The following is a 20,741-nucleotide window of genomic DNA, read 5'->3' as shown; positions in this document are numbered from 1 at the left end:
TTATGCAGATCGTCTTACAAAACTTCATCTTTGTCATAATTACGGTCGGCTGGTGTCCCTAACAGATCCCAATATAACTGCGGAGATTTGCCCGTTCCCGGTCTTTTTGTTGTTAGATTATCTATAGTCCAAATATCACCTTTCTGGACATTTCTAGATGCAACAAGGCTTTTTCTTGCCACATCGATATTCTTGTACTCCGATTTAGACGGTACCTTCATGCCGTTACCTAGAGCTTGCTCAACTTGACGGATAGATAAGACAAGGTCTTTTAGCTCACAGGGAGTCAGTGATGCTTGATGATCTGGTCCCGGAAGATTTTTATCCAAAGTAAAATGTTTTTCAATAATGGTAGCTCCTAAAGCAATGGAAGCCACAGACACAGCAATACCTGGAGTATGATCTGAGAGACCAGTATTTAATTGAAAGCAGTTTTTTAATGTCGATATCGCTTTTAAATTCACTTCATTGAATGGAGTAGGATATTCTGTTGTACAGTGCAGCAAAGAAACTTTTTGTTGCAGGATATCCTGCCCTTCTTGCGACCTATAAAATTGTTTAATGATAGATTCTGAAGACGGGGCATCAGGATGCATATAGCCATATGCTAATATGCCTAGCGCCTCTTCTATTTCACCTAATGTACTCATTCCTGTCGATAAAATAACAGGTATTTTAAATCGAGCTATTTCATACAAAAAAGGGGCATTTGTAAGATCGCCCGAGGAGATTTTTAATTTCTTTAATCCACAATCATTTACTAAGAAATTTAGACTTTGATGATCAAATGGGGTCGATAAAAATTCAATACCTTCAGCGGCACATAGTTCCATCAATTCATAATGAGCATTTTCGGGCAATTCCAGTTTTTTTAACATGCTATATTGAGTATCATCACCGGATGTTTTTATCTGATATGCTGCTTTTGAAGCTTGTTTTGTTACTAATTGATCAGCTTTAAATGTCTGAAATTTTATTGCATTTACACCAGCTTGGGCAGCATGGCACACAAGCTCCTTAGCCATGTCAATAGAACCGTTATGATTAACTCCAGCTTCGGCGATAATATATACTGATTTACTCATAAAGCTACACCTTTCCCAAATCATAAAATGTCTTCGTTGTTCCATGGCTTAGATTTAATGCTTTTAAAGAGTCTTTTATACGACCGGACGCATTCCCGACACCATAGACAGACTCAACACAATTTAGCTTTTGCTGAAATTCTGGAGAGATAGCTATTCTTATTGCGTTGGTAATGGATTCCGTAGTCTCCTTGCAATCAATCACGGAGTCACTTCTCAATCTTCCTTTTTGCCGATCCCCGATATTTACCGTTGCAACCCGACATGCGGGTGCTTCTATAATGCCACTGGACGAGTTCCCTATAACAGCAGCGGCATTCTTCATAGCACTTAAATATCTCAACTGACCTAGAGATGTATGCAAGTATACCCGTTCTGTATTTACGCCCTTATACTTCTCCAACTGAGAAATTAGCGCCCTTCCTCCTGGGTCGGCATTTGGTTTTGTAATCAATACTTTATAATCAGGAAACTCATCTAATGAAGATAATAATTCATCCAAGGACAAAACTGGATCTTTCATTCCTAATGTTTCAGGATGGTAGGTTACAAGGAAGTACGGCTTATCTAAAGAAAAATCAAGCTGAACAGCCAACTCTTTTCTAGATAAAGTAGAAGTCCTGGTGATATGATCCAGGCCGGGTGCTCCGTAATTAAACACTCTTTCAGGGTGTTCGCCTAATTGAATGACACGATTTCTGTACTCTTCAGCAGCAGTATAATGAACATATGCCATTTTGGTAATACTGTGTCGAATCGCTTCATCAATAGCACCTTCTGTTATTTCTCCTCCGTATAAGTGAGCAATAGGAATTTTAGCAAACATCGCTGCCTGAGCAGCAGCTAATGTCTCGAATCGATCACCTGTTAGCACAACGATATCAGGTTCCAAATAATTAAACGCTTCTGCAAAACCAATTACACCTAATCCTACAGATTGGCTCATAGCTTTTGTTGTGTCACTTGAAAGCAACATATCTACTCTCCAATCAATCTCAAAACCGTCTTTCTCAATAACTTTGTACGTATTACCAAACTCAGGTGACAAATGCATACCTGTAACAATCACTTGTAGTTTTAATTCTGGATCACCTTGAATTTCTCGTAGAAGCCAGTAGATCAATCCATAGTCTGCTCTTGTTCCAGTGACCACTGCAATCTTGCGCATCTATCAACGACCTCCTGTTAAGGAAGGACTACTTGGAATATTTATAATTTGATATTGTAACTGCTCAGTTCGCATCAAAGGCATGCTCGGCATATCTTGATACATCGGAAGCAGATGAAGTGGCGTCCATACAGGTCTAGTCATTAAACCATTGGAATTCGTTAGTTCTAGCACTTCATCCAGGAGTAGCTTATTAGGTTGATCTAAAATTAATGCATTTAACCAACAATTGCTTCGCACTCCCGTTTTTTCTTCAAAAAGCAGCACACCTTCAACAGATTTAAATTCTTGTACATATTTTTTATACAAAGCTCTCTTCTTGTTAACAAATGTATCAATCTGTTCTAACTGTGCACAGCCTAACGCCGCATTCAAATTAGGCATTCGATAGTTGTATCCAACCTCATCATGAATAAATGCCCACTTGTGAGGCAGTTTTGCTGTTGTTGTTAAATGCTTTGCTTTCCTTGCAATCTCAGTATTATTTGTAACAATGGCTCCTCCACCACCTGTGGTAGTAACCTTATTTCCATTGAAACTAATCGCTCCAAGCAAGCCCATTGATCCGGCATGTTGGTTCTTATAGGTAGACCCTAATGACTCAGCGGCATCTTCAATACAGACTAGCCCATAACGTTGGCATACTTCCAATAATGGCTCCATGTCAACAGGATGTCCGAAGGTATGCATCGGAACAACCGCCCTTATTATCCTTCCCGTAATGCGATTTATAGTTTGTCCATCTTTGCGATACGAAATGTCATTCAAATATTGCTCTAATAAATTCGGATCAATGCCTAGTGTCTCTGTACTAACTTCAATGAAATGGGGAACAGCCCCACAATAAGTTACAGCATTAGCAGTGGCAACAAAAGAAATCGACGGAATCAGTACTTCCTCTTTAGACTTAACTCCTGCTAATAAAAGACTGATATGCAGTGCAGCAGTTCCATTAACTACAGCAACAGCGTGCTTTACGCCAATATATTCTGCTAATTCACGTTCAAATCGATCTACATATGAACCTACTGATGAAACCCAGCCTTCATCTATGCATTCTTTTACGTAGATCCACTCATTTCCACCAAATGTAGGTTCATGAAGTGGTACAAAAGATTCATGATCACCGATAACACGTTTAATTGTTTTTAAAATCTGATGTGACGTAAGATTCAAAGTCGTCATCCCAATTCTATATATTATAAAGATCTGCCTTATATCGACTCAAATTCTCTGGCTTAGTAAACCACTCAATGGTCTTCTCTAACCCTTTACGCAAGCCTTCTGTTCCTGAATACAAAGGTTCCCATCCGAGCAAATTTTTAGCTTTCGAATGATCTGCCCATAACCTTTCCACTTCACTCTTTTCAGGTCTTTTCCTATCATCCGAAGATACAATATTCACTGACCTGTTCATTAGTTCAGCAATCATACTTACTGTATCTCCTATATTAATCTCATAATTACTCCCGATATTAATCTCTTCCCCAATTGAATTGGATGATTCCAACATCGCAATAAAGCCCCGTACAGTATCTTCAATATAGTTGAAATCCCGAGTGGGATGAAGAGATCCTAATTGTATGGATTCTTTACCAGAAGCAATTTGTGTAATTACAGTTGGAATAATTGCTCTGGCTGATTGACGTGGACCATAGGTGTTAAACGGACGAATAATACTTACTGGGGTTTCAAATGACCGATAAAATGAGAGTGCCATTTGATCTGCACCAATCTTCGATGCGGAATATGGTGACTGACCTTGCAAAGGATGTTTCTCATCTATTGGTACATATCTAGCGGTACCATACACTTCGCTTGTAGAAGTGTGCACTAATTTACTAACGCCAAGATCACGAGCTGCTTGAAGAACGTTCAATGTACCTTTAATATTCGTGTCTACATAAGTATCCGGTGAATGATAGGAATATGGGATAGCAATCAATGCAGCTAAATGAAGTACACGGTCACAATCTTCCATTGCTTTCCTGACACCATAAGGATCACGAATATCACCACTGAACACTTCAAAATGCCCTCTAATATCTGCGGCACATTGATCCAACCATCCCCAAGTATTAAAGGAATTATAAAGCACAAAAGCTTTGACATCATGACCTTGACGAACAAGTGCTTCAGTTAAATGAGAGCCAATAAAACCATCTGCACCTGTAACAAGTATTTTTCTCGAATGAGTCATTTCCGATCTCCTCATATTACTTTACATTTTTATTTATTATAGTCTTATACCATTCATATGCCTTATAAGGACTAACATCATTTAGACCAGTCAACACTTGTTCTACTTTGCTAAACAGATGAAAATACTTATTTTCTCTGTAAAATGGGAATTCATCTTTCATATATTTTCTTATTTCAAATATCTTATTGAATGGCGGATTTTTAAATCTGGTGAATGCTAAATGTAATGAATTGATGTAGTATAATCTAATAAAACTAAACTCTATTGCATCTTTAAACTTATCAAAAAGCCCTATTTTTTTGTAAGTCTCAAGTTTCATTATCTCAATAAGTAATCGATCAAAATGATGATGGCTTTCCTGTCTCGTAATTGTTGAATTCAGATTCAAATAATAGTAGTAAAAACTTTCATTTACATGGTGATAGGATCTTGCATGCAAAAAAATAAGAGGTCCCCAAAAGTTATCCTCATAAAAAAGCTTCTCAGGAAACCATATCTGATTATCTATAATTAGACTTTTTTTATAAATTTTTGTAACAACTCCAGGTGAAGCTCCGTATATAAGAAATAATTCCTTCTTAATGTCACTCATCTCACCGGTTAAACTAGTAAGATCACGATGTAGATATGGAGTTATTTCCGAATCACTGTTCGCACGATATGCATTGCAGCTAACAATATCAGCACTCTTATTAATAGCTGTTTCATATAACATTCTAAACATTTCTGGATGGACCCAATCATCACTATCTACAAAACCGATATATTCAGAAGTTGCTGCCCTTATACCAAGGTTTCTCGCACCACCTTGCTTCATGTTCTCCTTTGAATCAATAATTATGATGCGGTCCGGATAAGCTTTTTTATATTCTAGCATGATATCCATTGAGCGATCCGGGGATGCATCATTTACTAATATAATTTCGATATCCACCATGGTTTGGGCAATTAATGAATCAATACATCTGTGTAGATATTGTTCTACATTATAGATGGGAACAATAACACTTACTTTTGCCAACACATCACCCCCTACTGAACATTTGATTCTCCATTCATTTCATTTCCTCTACAGTGCTTTCTAACTGTTTCTTCAACGTCGGAGTGTAATCCAAAACAATTTTAATTAACTTACATAGGTACTTGTCTAGAATTTGAAATTGATAAGTAGAATCTGTCGAATAAGTAACCTCCGATATGTACCGTTGGTAACTATTAAAATATGAAACTAAACCAAATTGAATGTAAGATTTAAATGTATCATTTTGTGAAATAGCAGACCAATTCCTACTTATTTTAAGAAGACTATTCTTTAAGACGTTTGTCTTTGTACTCATTGCTCGAGTTTTATCAAAAAGTCTAAGTAACTCGAGTAAATCAAGGTTTAATTTATCTAGATTCGTTATATCTCGCTTTATTTGGTTTATTACACCAGTGAGTATCTCTTCTCTGTGCTGTTTTGCTTGATCGAATAACTCAGGAATACATATTTTACTTTCCGATGCTAGCCATTTATCTTTTATTTGATTCAGATCATTAAATGTAGTACCACGAATTTTTGCTCCATATCTTGAAGCGTTAATAAACCTGATATGATCAAAAATTGATATTAGATGCTCGATATCTCTCAATGTAACAAACATACTATGATTGGCATTGTTAGTTTCTCCATAGACATTCTCCACAAGTAAATGTGCATTACTTGTCATATCCTGAATTGTAGATGGGTCGAAGTGATTAACACCATCAGCATAATATTTATTATTGGGAAAAGAGAGATCTTGGCCCGTAAAAATAATGGTAGAGCACCCCATATACACTGCTAGTTGTATACACAAGCCTGTCACACTATAATTTGACTTAAAAGTTATATATTTCTCATCATTAGGAAGCAAATAAGGAGTCACTTGATCGATCTCCAGAATCGCATAAGCAAGTCTTTTACGTTTCTCATTAAGAATTTCCGGTTGTATAAAGGTACCGAAGACCATCGGAATGTGATTAGTTTGAAGTGATTCAAACGCTCTTCGATTAGGCTCACCACCGTCCATTGACACAATAATATCAGGTTCAACTCCACCCTTTAATAAAGCCTGTGTGCTTGTTCCAGCTGCAATGATAGTTACTTTATGCTTTAATTCACGTAACAAGTCAAGGTCATATTGTAATGAAGGGCCTGCCCCTACAATTATTACTGGCTTATCTTTACATTGATCAGCCAGAAAATGTACACTTGGGAATTGAGCAACATACTTAGTATTTCTCAGAATATTTCTTATCCAATTATCGGAGTTGTGATTGTAAGTTGCCAAATTACTCCTCTTCATCTTAATCATTTCTATAGCTACTGATGTAAACTGTTCAATTTCCCCGTGGTAGAGGTTATTGTACGATGGTATCGTGAGTTGAACAAAGGAATCAGCAACCCGTTCTGCAAACTGCTCCAAGAAATCTCTATAGTCCTCCTCCTCTCCAACCGCAACAGAAATAATACTCGAGTGATCTAATTCATTAGAAAAATCAATGTGCTCAATGGCTAGAGAAAAAGTATTATGGTCTGGCTCATATACAAAATACTTTTTATTTGGATATGTTTGAATCAATTTTCGAATATGATATCCTAATCCCCAACCTATTAATAATATATACTGAGAGTCTTCAAGTTGTTCAGATGCATTTTCGATCCATTGTTTCATTTCTCTTTCAATAGAATACTTACTATATAGATAATGAATGTGCGTATCTTTTGTTATTTGCAAATTCATCTCCGAATTAGCATTACTAGAAATAGAATATTCCTTTTTTTTCTCCCCTGCACAAGAGATTTTATTCATTAATTTGGGGTATTTATTTTTTATTATATTTGTATTACTGTAAAATGTCTCTTTCAGAACGACCAACCTCCCTTGTTGCATGATAGAATTCTTCTAATAGAGGAATAAACTCATATTGGACGATATCTGCAAAGCCAATCAAATTTCCCCATTCCAACTCGCTTGTCAGCATCTCTAAAATTTTACTATATTTATTAACGATATCATCAATTTGTTTACATAGCTCCTGCTTTAGCGAAGCCAACCCTGAAGTATACTGAAGATAAGTTGTAGAAGTAATTATCCATTCTATAGATTCGACAATTATAGGAAGTTCATCGCAATTTTGATTACTACCACTGTATAATGGCTTTATGTAGTTTTCCATTTCCTCCAGTACTTTAACTGCATATTCATGTAGATCCTCAAGGATAGTATAGAAGCTTTTTTCACCAGAAATAGTAACTATTTTAACTGTATGAATAACATCAAATTGCTTTATCAGAATATCAAAGTGTCCATTATCATACAGATTTCCGTCGATCTCAATGGATTGAATGAATTCATGATGTTCACTAATGTTCTTTGTTACATCCAACCAGATATTAGTCATGTTCTCAGAAGATTTAACATCATAGTATGTAGATAAGCCATTTATAATAATATTCATAGTGCTGTCTCCTCTTTTTCATTTACCTTATTTATCGGTTATATCTATTTGAATATTGAGTACACTATGAATGAATAAGTTAAACACAAATAAAAGAAGCCCTAAAGGAAATACCTTCAGGACTTCTTGACATTCACTAATTATCCAAGCAATTTCAAGACGTTTTGTGGCATCGAGTTTGCTTGTGCCAGCATAGATGTACCTGCTTGAACCAAAATTTGGTTACGAGTAAAGTCTGTCATTTCTTTTGCCATATCAGCATTGCGGATACGGGATTCAGAAGCAGACAAGTTCTCAGCAGTAACTCCAAGATTATTGATCGTGTGCTCAAGACGGTTTTGAACAGCACCGAAAGATGCGCGTTGTTCTGAAACTGTATTAATTGCAGCTTCAATTGTCTTAATAGCAGCACTTGCATCAGTTGCAGAACTCAAAGAGAGACCTGACAATGACAACTCATTAGCATTCATTGCTTTCAAGTCAGCAGTCAATTCGTTTCCGCCATCAACTCCAATTTGGAATGTTACGGAAGAACCGAATGCAGGAGCACTAGCACCACCGCTACCAAGCAATTGAATGCCATTGAAGTTAGTAGACTTCGCAATGTTGTCGATTTCAGCTACAAGAGCGTCAACCTCTTTTTGGATGTTCGCACGGTCTTTGTCATCATAAGTACCAGTAGCGGATTGGTTAGCAAGTGTGTTCAAACGTTGAAGCATGGAGTGTACTTCAGTCAAAGCACCCTCAGCTGTTTGAATCATGGAAATACCATCTTGCGCATTACGCATCGCTTGGTTCATACCATTCATTTGGAAACGCATTTTTTCGGAGATTGCAAGACCAGCTGCATCATCCGCTGCACGGTTGATACGGAAACCGGAAGACAATTTCTCCATTGTTTTGCTCATTGCAGAGTTGTTCATACCTAAGTTGCGGTGAGCGTTGATAGCGCCTACGTTTGTGTTAATAAACATTGACATAATATTCATCCTCCATGATATAAAAGTTCTAGGTCACGTCCTTGCGACCTATTATATTTATCGAAAGATCACCTTCAAAACTTTATAGTGATCTTCGAAAATATTTATTTTTTTTCATCAAAATAATAAGCAACCTGATCCGAACGTCCCATTCCGTAATAAGCGTTCATTACAGCTTGGCTTTGTCTTACTTCAACTACTTCTTTTGAAGTAGTTGAACGTTTAGAATCAACCACTTCCATTAAACGGTGATGCATGCTTATTAATTTCTGTAAGCTTTCTACGTCCTGCTTGTTCGGTTTTTCAGTAGTGTCATCTATCTTACCAATAACACTTTCAATACATGACCATTGATATACATATTGTTGAAAAGCTTCTTCATCCCACTCTTGAGAGTGTTCCACCATCATCAACTGCTGTCGAGTCAGTTCTAACAAAACCTCGTAATATTTGCCACGGTTTGATACAGGTATCTCATGCATAGGCATGACCTGCATTTAGTTCTTTTCCGATTTGCTCCCACGCCTCTTTAATAGATTCTAGCATTTCAAGAACTATCGTTAGAGGCTCAGAAGTTTTTTTCATATTGGCCTGCATCATCTGATCAATCATGTACAGATATAAGTTTTTAAGATTGGATGCAATTTCGCCACCTTGCTGTTCATTTAATGAGGAGATCAGTTCATACACAATATCTTGTGCTTTAAGCAAATGTTGATGCCCTTGTTGGGAATCGCCCTCATCCAAAGAATTCTTAGCCTGCTTCACAAACCGAATAGCCCCATGATAGAGCATTAAGATCAAACGATGAGGAGATGCCGTCTCATATTTGTTTTTTTGATAGGCCTGATACCCTTTTGCTGCAGTAGGATTCACGAGATCATCTCCCTATTTTTTCGATCCATTGAGACTTGCTAGTTGACTGGATAACCAATTAGACTGATTTTGAAGCTTTCCCATTGCAACTTCCATAGATACAAATTGGCTTTTCAACTGCTTTTCTTTGTTTTGCAAACGCACTTCCATGTTTTCCATTGCTGTCGTAACAAACGATATCTCCGAATCAAAACCCTTAATTCTTGAATTGAGTACCCCATTTGTCGTGCTAGTCCACACTTGAGACTTTTCAACAATGGTGTGGGCAATCCCTTTATTGCCGTTTGTCCCCTCATAATTAAACACCGCCATTAAGCGGTCAGGATCCTTCTCGAGTTTCTCCTTAAATACTTTCTCGTCCAAAGTTAACTGCCCTGTCATCTCAGAACCTTTTTTTCCCTTATCCATCTCAATGCCGAACTCAGCAAGTACTGCCGCGGAGCCTTTATCACCAATCATACCTGAAACCCAATCAGACAATTCCATATCCAATGAGCGAAGGGTAGAGTCCCCTTGAAGCGCTTTTTCTTTCCCTGTGTTGTCCCTAATCATTTTTCGAACTTCATTGAAGGCGTCTACAAACTTTTTGACCTGTTCAACAACTTTATCCGAGTCCTTAGCAACTGTAACCATAGAAGAAGAGCCTTCTTTGAGCGCTGTAATGGTTACGCCTTCGATAACACCCTTTATTTCGTTTGAGGCACTCTCTATATCGAGTCCATTAACGGAAACTTGGGCATTCTCAGCAGCCTGCACCTGATGGGATGGATCAGATAGGTTATTCCAAATACCTGCCGCTTCAAAGCCACTAAGCTTTGGACCACTAGTAGCATTAATTGCATGATCCGTTCCTGTGCGAGTGGAGGTAAGAACCAGCGTCTTCTCACCTGCTTTTGTTTCCACTACAGACGCAGATACATTCTTCGAATTCTTATTTATATCATTCTTTAGATTTTCAAGAATTTCAAAATTTGAGCTACCTTTCAACTCAACTTCTTGACCATCTACGGTTACCTTTGATCCAGCTGTAAGCTGTTGACCCGATCCATCATTCGTAAACGCAAAAGATTTAACAACATGGCTCTTTGCCAAATTGTTAACTACAACATTATAGTTCCCTGTAGAAGCCGTAGACGTACCTGATACCTTTACAGCAGTTTCATCAGAACTCTTAACACCAGATAAGTTGAAATTCGCACCTACTGTGAGATCTTGAGATGCTGTCTTAAGTGTATTTAATTTGGTATTAAGACTGCGAAAGAAAGCTTGATTATCTCCAAGCGCTTTTTTCTTCGTCTCAAGATTGTTGTATGGTATTCTCTCAAGTTGCATTAGCTGGCTAACCATCGTATCCGTATTAAGACCAGATGCAAGACCAGATAAACTAAATCCCATTTGCTGCACCACCCTTATTATTTTTCACTAATCAATGCGTATATGAATTATACTTTTTCATCGAGAAACATACCGACCATCTCTTTCATTTTCACAGACAGCTCCAGCAAATACTCAGGCGGCGAAGTCGCGACCACCTCTCTGGATGCACGATCAAGCAGCTCGACAATGATTTGCTCTGCTTTATTATGATACTTGAGTCGGATCTCTGTACCAGATGTTTTTATGGTTTGGTTTAATTGATCCATTGCAAAGTCTAGTTGCCTTTGTTCCATCTCGGTGACTTGGCTCATATCCATAGAGCCAAGTCGGGGCAACATCGTGGCGATATTGCCTGCATGCAGATTCTTCGGCAGAATCATACTGTTTCTATTAAGATGCACATCAAGACCATTAGGCTGCAGCCGCTGAACCTCTCTCACCAGTTCCACCTCAATCAAGAATTTAAATGGTTAATTTTTGAAATTTTTCAAGAGTTGATCAAGCTGTATTTTGTCCACATGAATGGCACCGGCATTTTGCTCTGCTATGACTTGATGCAGCTCTTGTCTCATAATTTGAACTTCCTTTGGCGCATTGAAACCGAGCTTTACAAAATCACCTTCAACACCGAGCACGACAACTTCTACATCATCGCCTATCATCACTTTTTCTCCAATTTTTCGCTTAAGTACGAGCAGCGTGATCCCCTCCTTTGTTCAGAACATAACGAAGAGGTACACTTTGATCATGAATGACATATTGGCAGCCTTTTTGAGATGCCGGATGAAGCAGTACTGGTGCACGCAAATTTACACTGATCTCCCCTTCATCCATATTAACAACAAGCAGCGTCACAGCATCCTCAGGCTTAGTTAATTCAAGAAGTTCTGCGGTAGATCGGTCTATTTCAAAGGAATAGTGCTGCACTTGTTCAGCCGGCAACAGAATGAAACTCGTTTGGCCTTCTGTACCATGAAGGATATAGAAAGGTGTGTCCTCGTATGGCAACAATGCAAAATCCCGGACAGCTTGAAACCCGACCATTCCTTTTACAAAATGGTACACCTGATGTGGCTCAGGCATCAGCTCTCCATAAATGGAGCTTATAATCATGAGATTTTTCTCATTTGTTATGTTCAACTTCGAACAACACCTTTCGTCTTAACTTCAATCTCAGGCGGGTAAACGCGAACATCAATTGAAACTCCAAATCTAGGGAGTGCTTCCAATTGAACTTCTTTTTTGCCATCCCGCATATAACGCTCAAAGGCAATTTGACCTGGTGTTACACTGCCCTTCGCTATATTACCGACCCTATCCCCTTCTTGAGCTCTCGTTTGTATGCTTTCTAGTCCTTTGCGTACAGCTTCTTCACTAAGGCTTTTAGTCAAAGCCGAAGACGGGAGTACACCAATTTCTTCCCATATGGCATCCCAATCTGCATCCATCTCGGCCGGCTGCCACTTAATGTCTAATTCTGCAGGTTCATATTGAAAAGTCGGTGCTTGACGCATTTGTTGTAGAATACTCCCAATCATCATAGGTATCACCTGCTATAACTAAAATAGCGTTTATTAATGAAGTGAGCCTATCATTTAGACTCACTCCGATCTACTTAATACGGGTATAGACAATTAGCGTTATAACTAGCGAATAAAATCAATCAATGACACTTGCATAATCCGTGCACCTGTAGACAATGCGGCTTGCAGTACGTTCTCTTGCTGTTTCAATTGAATAATAGCATCTGCCATGTCCACATCCGCCACTTCAGCTCGCTGCTCTTTGATGTTCACCTTATCATCTGCAAGACGATTTTCCATTAGTTCGAAACGATTCATTCGGGCACCGATCTCAGCCCATTGGGTAGATATACGATCAGAAGAATCGTCAATGCCCTTCATTCCGGCTGCAATCTTATCTATATTATTGGTCTGAAGACCGTCCAAGATATCATCCATGACCTTAAATACATTATCGCCGGATCCTGCTGTTCCAAAGATCATTTCCCCTGTTATACTTACCGGTACAGACACTGCTGGACTTACATTAAGTGTATACACGCCCGTATCCGTTGTATCGCTAGCTGCAGTAGCAGCAGTATAAGGGGGCTGATCCGTCTTCTGCCCATTAAACAAATATCGTCCGTTGTAGGTGCTATTGCCGATCATAACCAACTGCTCCTTCAATTGCTCCATCTCGGCCGCAATCGCCTTTCTTGCGTCATCAGGAGTTGTCCCTGTTGAGGCTTGCTGAGCAAGCGTCCTAGCACGCTTCAGCACATCATTGGCTTGCTGCATCAAGGAATCCATGGTGCGAAGCATCCCTGTGCCCATGGATGCATTCTGCACGTACTCCTCATTGCGACTGAGTTCCGTATCGTAGCGCATCTGATATCCGATGCCAACAGGACTGTCCCCAGGACGGTGGATCTTCTGTCCCGACGCAAGCTTATTCTGTCCATCCGTTAGATTGGTGTTCAAATATCTCATATTTTTAAGCAGCTGCGTATTCTGCATCATTCCTGTTACACGCATGATAGCTCACCTTCTTCCAAAACGTTATCTGCCCACGAGGCCCATTTGATTAATAACCCGATCAAGCATCTCATCTACCGTTGTCATGTTCCGAGCCGCTGCATTATAGGCATGCTGGAATCGAATCATATCGGCCATTTCTTCATCCAAAGACACTCCGCTGACTGATTGTCTTCTCATCATCACATTGTCCACCATATCCGTCTGAATCATAACGTTACGGTTGGTATTGGCCGACGCAGTTCCAAGCTCCCCGACCAGCGCTCGATAATAATCATCAATCTTACCTGTTGATAACGAGGTGAGATTAGAAGGGAAGGAGAACGATGTGTCTCGCAGCGTTGCAAGCGCATGTGCGATTACGCTGTTGCCTTTTACCGTGGTGTTGGTACCGCTCACAATCTCATATCGTCCTGATGCTGCAATCATATTCGTATCCGCCACAATATCCGGATTGACTTGAATGTTATCAAGGGTGAAGCTGGTTGTTCCATCCATAGTTGTAAAGAATGGAATACCCGTTTGCGATGGATCTGACAAGGTATAGCCCAGCTGATGCAAACCATTAAGTCCATTAACGGTGATCTTCGTTGGGCTCGCCAGCGTTGTCCCCGCTGGAATGGTTCCTTGCCCGTTTGGAAGCACCAAATCTTGAGAGGCGATATAACCTGCTGGCAGCTCGACTTCCACTTCACCGTTGATCATAGTATCAAGCATCGCATTCATCTGATCGCGCATCTTCGTGACTTGATCCAAGGACATGGCGTATCCATGAAACTGGCCTGCCGTTGCTGCATCCACAGTCGCATTCGTAATCGGGGTGACCCCTGCATCATCCAGCACAGGACCACCTGCAGCATTAATGGTAATCTCTCCATTAAAGCCTTCTACGACCTGAATGTCGACAATGGTAGAGAGCTGATCAATAAGTAGATCTCGCTGATCGCGGAAATCATTCGCGTTATCGCCCGTGCCCTCCACTTTCTTGATCATATCGGTTAGATTGGCAATGTTGTTCAGAATATCATTGGCCTCGCTAACCTTCACATTAATGTTATTGTTAATATCGTCTTCAAGCTTCGTTAAGGATTGTCCCACGTGCTTCATCATATCCGCCATGTTGGTAGCAGCACCGATAACTTCGACGCGGGCGCTGAGCAGGGACGGATCCCGATTAAGCACTTCCCAGGAATCCCAGAACTTATCCATTACGCTAGCCAAGCCATTCTCGGAAGGCTCATTCAAGAAGCTCTCAATTGAACGAATCGAGTTGTCGAGAATGCTCCATGAACCTAAGCTTTGATTCTCGCGACGGAATTGCATATCCAAAAATGAATCTCTAATGCGGGTGATGCTGTCATATTGGACGCCTGTTCCAAGCTGGCCCGGCGCAGTAGAGGTGTACATGCCTGGCATCTCCAGCGGATTGGTTGCAGATGCGCGCACACGCTGACGTGTGTAGCCTTCGGTTGACGCATTGGCAATGTTATGCCCAAGCGTCTGCATCATTGTATTCTGAACAAATAGAGCCCTTCTGCTCGTTTCTAATCCATGAAAGGTAGACCTCATCTTGTCCCATCCTTTTCTGTTAGCTGCAAATCGAATTGTGCAGCAATCTATCTTCTTCTATCTTAATGTTTCGCTCTGTGATTTCGTTAATCAGCCTCTCGCATCCAGCTTGCCTACAGGATAGTATGAGCCGCGCTGCTGATCCGGCCGTTTGTAGAAGGCGTTGTCCTCAGGGTGCTCAACCAATAGGTCCAGTTGATAGTTGGCAAACTGCAAGGATTGCTCCAATAACAGCTGATTGTGATCGTTCAATTGCTTCATGCGATGCAGCAGGTCGTTCAAACGTTCCTGTGATTCCTTCAAAGCTAGCTTCTCTTCTGCATTAAATACTAACTTCAAGAGCTCACTAACCGTAAGCTTAAGCTGAGACTTAATCCCTTTGCCGCGAATATAAGCAAGCGACTGCTCGGATAGAGCATCTTCAGCCTCCTGAACTTTACGCATGATTCCTTTCTCCGCAATCATAATCTTCATGAGCTCATTAATATCATTTTTTATGATGATTTGCGTCTTGCGATTGCCTTGTTCCATCATCTGCTCATAGCACTGCTCCAGTTGATGCAAAGCAGCAATGATTGGCTGCACACTCATCTTCTCACCTTCTTTACTTGGCATCGTTGCGGTTCATCGTATCCGAATTGCTTGCTGTCTGCTTAGCGCTATGCTTTTGGACGGAAATAAGGCATCAGCTTCTCTGCAATCTTGTCGGCTTCCACCTTGTATGTGCCTGTAGATACAGCATGCTTCAAAGCCTGGATTCGCTCTGTGCGGGCTGGATCTTGAGATTGCTGTGCATTCAACATCTCCTTCGCTTCAGCTGAGATGCTGACCTCATCCTTCTTCATCGGTGCCTTTCCCGTGCGCTGCATGGACTGCTGTGTCTGATATTGCGAGACTGCGCTCAGTCGTTGTGTTTCATTTATCTTCATTGCATTTCACCTCGTTCCGCTATTAGAAGAGCCCTTCCTTCTAATATCCCTCTTCTTGCACAAAAAAACCGATAACCTTTACTAAGATTATCGGCCAAGCCTACAGGATTATTTAGTTTTCTCTTTGAAAAAGAGAGAATCTTTCACAATTATTTCCACGCCGATACCGTAATACCGAAGAAGCCTAACGCCAGCATGTTAAAAAGGAAAAGCGCGAACGGCGATTACTTCGTGTACATCGAGAAGCTGCTATTTATACTTTTCCACTACTAAGGATATCGACTCAGCAACTATCGACTGTTGTTCTATCCTTGACACGCTTATCTTACGATAACACACTATTGTGCGTACATTGAGATATCGACCACTAAAACGACCGTGCCTCCGGCATTGATAGTGGGCGCGGTATTATATCAGAGCACCCACACTTCAATTCGCCAATTATTCCGTAATTCGATATGTAACAGAACCCTGCTGTGACTCGTCTGTTGAACGCGACACCCTCTCACTGTTTTTCAGATCGCTTTGCAAGCGTCTTCGGCAGTTCTCGCATAGATGCCCTTCTCGAATGTTCGTATCACAGGCCTCGCATTTGTAGCTTATATTCTCGTGGCTCGCAATTGAGATACGTCCTTCACGAATGAAGCTCGTGATCTGACGGACACTGACGTCTGTCGCCTCGCTTAATTCATGCATCGTGACATGACGGTTGTGTCGTAAATAATCCGTACATCTCGTATATTCCTGCTCAATCTCCTTGATGCAGGCTGGACAAATATCTCGAAATGCCTTAGCAAATAACCTTCCGCATCGTAAGCAGTTGGCTAGATCCATCCAGCACACCTCCATGCATTGTACTAATAGCCTTATCATAGCGTATCGCGATTCAGATTACGAGTGATTTTCTTAAGGAGTGCTGCTATAAAGCGTAGAAGGGGTCATTCTACCTATTCTTAAGAGGGATACATCTGAAGCGTTAGAAGCAGAGAATGGATAACCTCGCCCTATTTCTAGGCTCTAGCCCAAGTATAGCTGCTCACCATTCCCTGAATGTGAAGCTCGCGGAGTCCATCCTGCAATGCGCGTGCACAGGCGCGAATCGTGCTTCCCGTTGTGTATACATCATCAACAAGCAAAATATGAAGATAGGGCTTCAGCTGCCGAGCCATGTAGAAGCGAATGCCCTGAAATGCTGCCTGATTCCATGTAAAGGTGCCTTCTAGGCTTTGCTCTCTTCCAGCCCGGCTTTGTTGGCTTTGCTTGCCTGTATCTCTAGTGCGATCAAGGCAGTTTAATAATGGGCGGCCCCAAGCCTTCGCCAGTGTTCCTGCCAGCAGCTCTGCCTGGTTGAACCCTCTCTCCTCTAATCGTTCCAAGGAAGATGGCACGTAGGTGACGAGATCCGGATACTCAATGATGGACTCCGGATTCCACCATTCCTTCAACATGCTCCACCAATCACTAGATGAACGTGTAGGCTTGTTCACCTTGGCAGTCAGTGACAATGGCATATATTGCTCTATCATCATTCCTGCCATTACGAAGGCAATGGATTGATTGCCTTTGAACTTGCACAACGCGAGCCATTCCTTCATATGCTCTTGATACTGGACAACACTTCGATTATAGGCAAGACCGTACTGCTGCAAGGGCTGACGCTGACAGTCCTCGCATCGGATGTGACGACCGCAGCTGGAGCACCCGACTTCCTCAATAAACGGAATGCGCTCCACACAGCTCGGGCATAACGAACGCCGCCATTGCTCTGCCTTCAGTTCCTCAAGGTCCCCATAATAGGGGATGGTTCGGCTGCAGGCAAGGCATGTGCTCGACCGTGGCGCAGCAATACGTTCATACCAGCTAGACTGCATCTGCATAGTCAATCCCCTTTCCAATTCCTGTATCGCCATTGCCCGCTTCTCATTATGAACCATCTGCGGCAAGACGACAACCAATTAAATTTTATGTATCCGTCGGGTTATTCAACCCTATGCCGCAACGTAGAGCAGAGCATATTCGCTCTTCCTAAAATGCGAGGGTATCCTCTCCTACTTCGCGAGCAAGTAGCCTCCACGCTTGGCTAGACGATTCATTCTACGAATCTGACGCGTGGCCGCGCTTTGGGATCTGGTCCACTGCGAGGAACCAAAATACACGCTGCCATTTGGATCATCCTTGGAACGTCCAGCCCGGCCCGCCATCTGAACAAGCGACGCTTCATCGAACAGCTTGTTATCTGCATCCCAGATGAATACATCGCTCTTCGGAACGGTTACTCCGCGTTCAAGAATCGTTGTCGTCACGAGGATGCGAATCTCGCCACTGCGAAATGCCAGCACCTTCTCCGCCCGCTTTGCGTCGGCGGCGGACGTGCCTGCGATGGCCTGCTGCGGGAAGCTCTTCCGCAGCAGCGCCACTGCGCCATCAATATGGCGGATGCGCGCAACGAAGATGAACAGCTGCGCGCCCCGCAAAACCGCGTGGTGCAGGGCACCTACCACGCGTGAAGGCAGTCGCCCGCTCGCAATCATGCGGGCGACCGGAGGCATCGGCAGCCGCTTCGGCACGGGTAGCGGATGCCGATGATAGCGCACAGGCACGGTGGCCTGTGCGAGCTGGCCGCGCCTTGCTGCACGCGCAAGCGCGCTTGGCGGCGTGGCCGACAAATACACGAACGTGCCCCCGCCCTTGCAGGCGAGCTTGGCGGCACGTTCGAGCATCGGATTGTTGTGGTACGGGAACGCATCGAGCTCGTCCACAACCATCAAATCAAAGGCATCGCGGAAGCGAAGCAGCTGATGCGTTGTGGTGAGCGTGATCTCCCCGCTCTCAAAACGTTCCTCGCTTCCCCCATACAAGGTGACAACCTTCGCCTCAGGAAATGCCTTCTTGATTCTCGGCATGAGCTCAAGCACAACATCCTTGCGCGGTGTAGCAATGCATACCTTTTTCTTATTTGCGAGCATGAACGCCGTCATGGGAAACATCATCTCTGTCTTTCCCGCTCCTGTCACCGCCCACAACAAGAATTGCCCCTGATCTGAATGCTCCTTGCTGAGCCTTGAAGACAAATACTGCAGCGCACCGCGGCTTGCGTCCCACTGGGCAGGCGCGAGATGATAAGGCTCAAGCAACGCCTCAACTTCCACGCTGCTCTCAGCAGGCGATCCGCTTGCCTTCTGATGCTGAGCCAGATCGAGCGTATCCAGCTCATATATGAAAAGGCTATTAACATCGTCCCAGTGGTACACTTGCCGATGTCTCACATCGTTCAATCCTTGATGACGCCTTTCTCCCCAGGTGCTGCTTACCAACAGAGCGCATGAGCGGCTTCTGGCAAGCTGCAAGCATGCCATGCACGTATAGCAGCGGCTTGATCCACAGCTCTCACAAGCCGACACTTGAAGCTCATCCCCTAGCGCACCACATCGCAAGCAATAGGGAAGCTGCTGCTTCTCCCTCCTCCATAGCATGCGGCTCCATCGCAGCACCCCACTTGTTACTAATCTACATAAGGAGGTAAGCGAACTAGCTCTGCCAAACAGAGATAACCCCCATTGTCTAAGAACAAGTATAAAAGACCTTTTAAATGAACCTTGCCTGTGTATATCTCTTCTACGCCCTGCTCCACTTGGGATCTGCCCTTTATCCTTTCCAGCGCTATCGGCATGCGCTTGTATATCCCCTGCATTCCTTCGCATTGATCCCTGTCCTTCTTCGAGCAACGGCCATGTCACGCCGCTGTGAACCGTTAAGCTGCCATTTAACAGCCCCCATTGAATGACAGCATGCAGCTGGCCTTTTGACCATGCTGCCCCCTTCCCGCTTAACATGGACAAGAGCTCGCTCTCGAATAGCGCCCTTCCACACAGCTGTTGGCTAAGCCTGCTGCACTCCCAATCAAGCTCACTCGAAGGCCATTCGGACGAGTTCTCTCTCTGCACGGCGCCACTGGCTCCCTCTTGCCAGTCGAACATCGCAATCTTGCAGCTGCGCTTCTTGAATTGATGTCCAAAAGTATCTGAACAAGTACCCGCTTCCAATAGGTCGAGCTCTGTCTTACTTGACACGCGGATAGCCGCATGGTCTATATCCACTCGTTTCCTTGACCGATGGCCTTGCTGTCCTAACATCAGCTGAGCCTTACGAATCCACGCTAGTATCGCTTGTTCCCACTCCTCTTCCTGCCAGTGATCAAGCGGCAAAGCAGAAGATTCTTTTTCAAACAAACGAACAACAGCCATTCCTACTTGGAAGCCTACCTTCGTCTCAAACCACGCTTGCCTTAGCCACCTTCGGTGAGTATTCCTTCTTTGCAACTCATGATGGCATCTATCGTGCGGTGAATCCGCCGTCGTATTAGATGTAATCGCTTTCCAATATTGAGCATCCAACTCTCGCGCCAAGGAGATGTTCATGACCCATCCGGTATTCAGCCTGATGGCATACAGCCACACTTTCATATTTTTACACAGCCTTCCTTACATATAGACAAACAAAAAAACACACCTTCAGGTTGCAGCCCGAAATGTGT

22 protein-coding genes are annotated in these 20,741 nt (G+C 42.5%); all 22 read right to left on the bottom strand.

Annotated elements, in window-relative coordinates; genetic code table 11:
- Positions 1–14: 14 nt before the first annotated feature.
- Positions 15–1,085 carry an N-acetylneuraminate synthase gene (neuB, locus tag B9Y93_RS13720; RefSeq protein ID WP_085494978.1) on the bottom strand — a complete coding sequence of 357 codons (1,071 nt, stop codon included), beginning with the start codon at positions 1,083–1,085 and terminating at the stop codon, positions 15–17.
- A 4-nt stretch (positions 1,086–1,089) separates the two neighbouring features.
- A complete protein-coding gene (gene neuC, locus B9Y93_RS13715) occupies positions 1,090–2,253 on the bottom strand; it encodes a UDP-N-acetylglucosamine 2-epimerase (RefSeq protein ID WP_085494977.1) in 1,164 nt (387 codons plus the stop codon).
- A 3-nt stretch (positions 2,254–2,256) separates the two neighbouring features.
- Positions 2,257–3,429, bottom strand: a complete 1,173-nt coding sequence (locus B9Y93_RS13710; protein ID WP_425320342.1) for a LegC family aminotransferase — start codon at positions 3,427–3,429, stop codon at positions 2,257–2,259.
- 16 nt (positions 3,430–3,445) lie between these two features.
- Positions 3,446–4,453: an NAD-dependent 4,6-dehydratase LegB gene (locus B9Y93_RS13705; RefSeq protein ID WP_085494975.1), complete on the bottom strand. Its 1,008-nt coding sequence runs from the start codon at positions 4,451–4,453 to the stop codon at positions 3,446–3,448.
- Positions 4,454–4,469: 16 nt separating this feature from the next.
- Complete coding sequence (locus tag B9Y93_RS13700; RefSeq protein ID WP_176228927.1) at positions 4,470–5,477, bottom strand: glycosyltransferase family 2 protein; 1,008 nt, start codon at positions 5,475–5,477, stop codon at positions 4,470–4,472.
- Positions 5,478–5,511: 34 nt separating this feature from the next.
- A complete protein-coding gene (locus tag B9Y93_RS13695) occupies positions 5,512–7,371 on the bottom strand; it encodes a motility associated factor glycosyltransferase family protein (protein ID WP_085494973.1) in 1,860 nt (619 codons plus the stop codon).
- Positions 7,325–7,939, bottom strand: a complete 615-nt coding sequence (locus B9Y93_RS13690) for a hypothetical protein (protein ID WP_085494972.1) — start codon at positions 7,937–7,939, stop codon at positions 7,325–7,327. The genes B9Y93_RS13695 and B9Y93_RS13690 overlap by 47 nt, the downstream gene beginning before the upstream one ends.
- A gap of 140 nt (positions 7,940–8,079) precedes the next feature.
- On the bottom strand, positions 8,080–8,919 hold the full coding sequence (locus B9Y93_RS13685; RefSeq protein ID WP_085494971.1) for a flagellin N-terminal helical domain-containing protein: 840 nt from the start codon (positions 8,917–8,919) through the stop codon (positions 8,080–8,082).
- A 104-nt stretch (positions 8,920–9,023) separates the two neighbouring features.
- On the bottom strand, positions 9,024–9,401 hold the full coding sequence (locus B9Y93_RS13680; RefSeq protein ID WP_085494970.1) for a hypothetical protein: 378 nt from the start codon (positions 9,399–9,401) through the stop codon (positions 9,024–9,026).
- Positions 9,394–9,795 (bottom strand): flagellar export chaperone FliS, encoded by a 402-nt coding sequence (gene fliS / locus B9Y93_RS13675; RefSeq protein WP_085494969.1) that lies wholly within the window; start codon positions 9,793–9,795, stop codon positions 9,394–9,396. The genes B9Y93_RS13680 and fliS overlap by 8 nt, the downstream gene beginning before the upstream one ends.
- 12 nt (positions 9,796–9,807) lie before the next feature.
- A complete protein-coding gene (gene fliD / locus B9Y93_RS13670) occupies positions 9,808–11,190 on the bottom strand; it encodes a flagellar filament capping protein FliD (protein WP_085494968.1) in 1,383 nt (460 codons plus the stop codon).
- Between the two features lie 47 nt (positions 11,191–11,237).
- Complete coding sequence (locus tag B9Y93_RS13665) at positions 11,238–11,612, bottom strand: flagellar protein FlaG (protein WP_085494967.1); 375 nt, start codon at positions 11,610–11,612, stop codon at positions 11,238–11,240.
- 30 nt (positions 11,613–11,642) lie between these two features.
- The gene (locus tag B9Y93_RS13660) at positions 11,643–11,834 is read right to left on the bottom strand and encodes a carbon storage regulator (RefSeq protein WP_342351862.1); all 192 of its coding nucleotides are present in this window, start codon (positions 11,832–11,834) and stop codon (positions 11,643–11,645) included.
- A 22-nt stretch (positions 11,835–11,856) separates the two neighbouring features.
- Positions 11,857–12,285, bottom strand: a complete 429-nt coding sequence (gene fliW / locus B9Y93_RS13655) for a flagellar assembly protein FliW (RefSeq protein WP_085494965.1) — start codon at positions 12,283–12,285, stop codon at positions 11,857–11,859.
- 23 nt (positions 12,286–12,308) lie between these two features.
- The gene (locus tag B9Y93_RS13650) at positions 12,309–12,713 is read right to left on the bottom strand and encodes a DUF6470 family protein (protein ID WP_085494964.1); all 405 of its coding nucleotides are present in this window, start codon (positions 12,711–12,713) and stop codon (positions 12,309–12,311) included.
- Between the two features lie 105 nt (positions 12,714–12,818).
- Positions 12,819–13,709: a flagellar hook-associated protein FlgL gene (flgL, locus tag B9Y93_RS13645; protein ID WP_085494963.1), complete on the bottom strand. Its 891-nt coding sequence runs from the start codon at positions 13,707–13,709 to the stop codon at positions 12,819–12,821.
- Positions 13,710–13,733: 24 nt separating this feature from the next.
- Positions 13,734–15,278: a flagellar hook-associated protein FlgK gene (gene flgK / locus B9Y93_RS13640; protein WP_085494962.1), complete on the bottom strand. Its 1,545-nt coding sequence runs from the start codon at positions 15,276–15,278 to the stop codon at positions 13,734–13,736.
- Between the two features lie 90 nt (positions 15,279–15,368).
- Complete coding sequence (locus B9Y93_RS13635; RefSeq protein ID WP_170936510.1) at positions 15,369–15,869, bottom strand: flagellar protein FlgN; 501 nt, start codon at positions 15,867–15,869, stop codon at positions 15,369–15,371.
- 68 nt (positions 15,870–15,937) lie between these two features.
- Complete coding sequence (flgM, locus tag B9Y93_RS13630) at positions 15,938–16,207, bottom strand: flagellar biosynthesis anti-sigma factor FlgM (protein WP_085494960.1); 270 nt, start codon at positions 16,205–16,207, stop codon at positions 15,938–15,940.
- A gap of 441 nt (positions 16,208–16,648) precedes the next feature.
- On the bottom strand, positions 16,649–17,041 hold the full coding sequence (locus tag B9Y93_RS13625) for a TIGR03826 family flagellar region protein (RefSeq protein ID WP_085494959.1): 393 nt from the start codon (positions 17,039–17,041) through the stop codon (positions 16,649–16,651).
- A gap of 176 nt (positions 17,042–17,217) precedes the next feature.
- Positions 17,218–18,084 (bottom strand): ComFC family protein, encoded by an 867-nt coding sequence (locus B9Y93_RS13620; protein ID WP_085494958.1) that lies wholly within the window; start codon positions 18,082–18,084, stop codon positions 17,218–17,220.
- Positions 18,085–18,255: 171 nt separating this feature from the next.
- A complete protein-coding gene (locus tag B9Y93_RS13615) occupies positions 18,256–20,670 on the bottom strand; it encodes a helicase-related protein (protein WP_244903400.1) in 2,415 nt (804 codons plus the stop codon).
- Between the last annotated feature and the right edge of the window lie 71 nt (positions 20,671–20,741).

Source organism: Paenibacillus aquistagni (assembly GCF_900177815.1).
GTDB classification, from domain to species: Bacteria; Bacillota; Bacilli; order Paenibacillales; family Paenibacillaceae; genus Paenibacillus_B; species Paenibacillus_B aquistagni.
The sequence above is the reverse complement of the archived record's forward strand: the minus strand, read 5'-3'. Positions and strand labels throughout refer to the sequence as shown.

What these genes read in the sequence shown, in the direction of transcription:
- neuB (WP_085494978.1), bottom strand. Translation starts at nt 1,085, where the DNA reads ATGAGTAAATCAGTATATATTATCGCCGAAGCTGGAGTTAATCATAAC.
- neuC (WP_085494977.1), bottom strand. Translation starts at nt 2,253, where the DNA reads ATGCGCAAGATTGCAGTGGTCACTGGAACAAGAGCAGACTATGGATTG.
- B9Y93_RS13705 (WP_085494975.1), bottom strand. Translation starts at nt 4,453, where the DNA reads ATGACTCATTCGAGAAAAATACTTGTTACAGGTGCAGATGGTTTTATT.
- B9Y93_RS13695 (WP_085494973.1), bottom strand. Translation starts at nt 7,371, where the DNA reads ATGCAACAAGGGAGGTTGGTCGTTCTGAAAGAGACATTTTACAGTAAT.
- B9Y93_RS13690 (WP_085494972.1), bottom strand. Translation starts at nt 7,939, where the DNA reads ATGAATATTATTATAAATGGCTTATCTACATACTATGATGTTAAATCT.
- B9Y93_RS13685 (WP_085494971.1), bottom strand. Translation starts at nt 8,919, where the DNA reads ATGTCAATGTTTATTAACACAAACGTAGGCGCTATCAACGCTCACCGC.
- B9Y93_RS13680 (WP_085494970.1), bottom strand. Translation starts at nt 9,401, where the DNA reads ATGCATGAGATACCTGTATCAAACCGTGGCAAATATTACGAGGTTTTG.
- fliD (WP_085494968.1), bottom strand. Translation starts at nt 11,190, where the DNA reads ATGGGATTTAGTTTATCTGGTCTTGCATCTGGTCTTAATACGGATACG.
- B9Y93_RS13660 (WP_342351862.1), bottom strand. Translation starts at nt 11,834, where the DNA reads ATGATAGGCGATGATGTAGAAGTTGTCGTGCTCGGTGTTGAAGGTGAT.
- fliW (WP_085494965.1), bottom strand. Translation starts at nt 12,285, where the DNA reads ATGATTATAAGCTCCATTTATGGAGAGCTGATGCCTGAGCCACATCAG.
- B9Y93_RS13650 (WP_085494964.1), bottom strand. Translation starts at nt 12,713, where the DNA reads ATGATGATTGGGAGTATTCTACAACAAATGCGTCAAGCACCGACTTTT.
- flgL (WP_085494963.1), bottom strand. Translation starts at nt 13,709, where the DNA reads ATGCGTGTAACAGGAATGATGCAGAATACGCAGCTGCTTAAAAATATG.
- flgK (WP_085494962.1), bottom strand. Translation starts at nt 15,278, where the DNA reads ATGAGGTCTACCTTTCATGGATTAGAAACGAGCAGAAGGGCTCTATTT.
- B9Y93_RS13635 (WP_170936510.1), bottom strand. Translation starts at nt 15,869, where the DNA reads ATGAGTGTGCAGCCAATCATTGCTGCTTTGCATCAACTGGAGCAGTGC.
- flgM (WP_085494960.1), bottom strand. Translation starts at nt 16,207, where the DNA reads ATGAAGATAAATGAAACACAACGACTGAGCGCAGTCTCGCAATATCAG.
- B9Y93_RS13625 (WP_085494959.1), bottom strand. Translation starts at nt 17,041, where the DNA reads ATGGATCTAGCCAACTGCTTACGATGCGGAAGGTTATTTGCTAAGGCA.
- B9Y93_RS13620 (WP_085494958.1), bottom strand. Translation starts at nt 18,084, where the DNA reads ATGCAGATGCAGTCTAGCTGGTATGAACGTATTGCTGCGCCACGGTCG.
- B9Y93_RS13615 (WP_244903400.1), bottom strand. Translation starts at nt 20,670, where the DNA reads ATGAAAGTGTGGCTGTATGCCATCAGGCTGAATACCGGATGGGTCATG.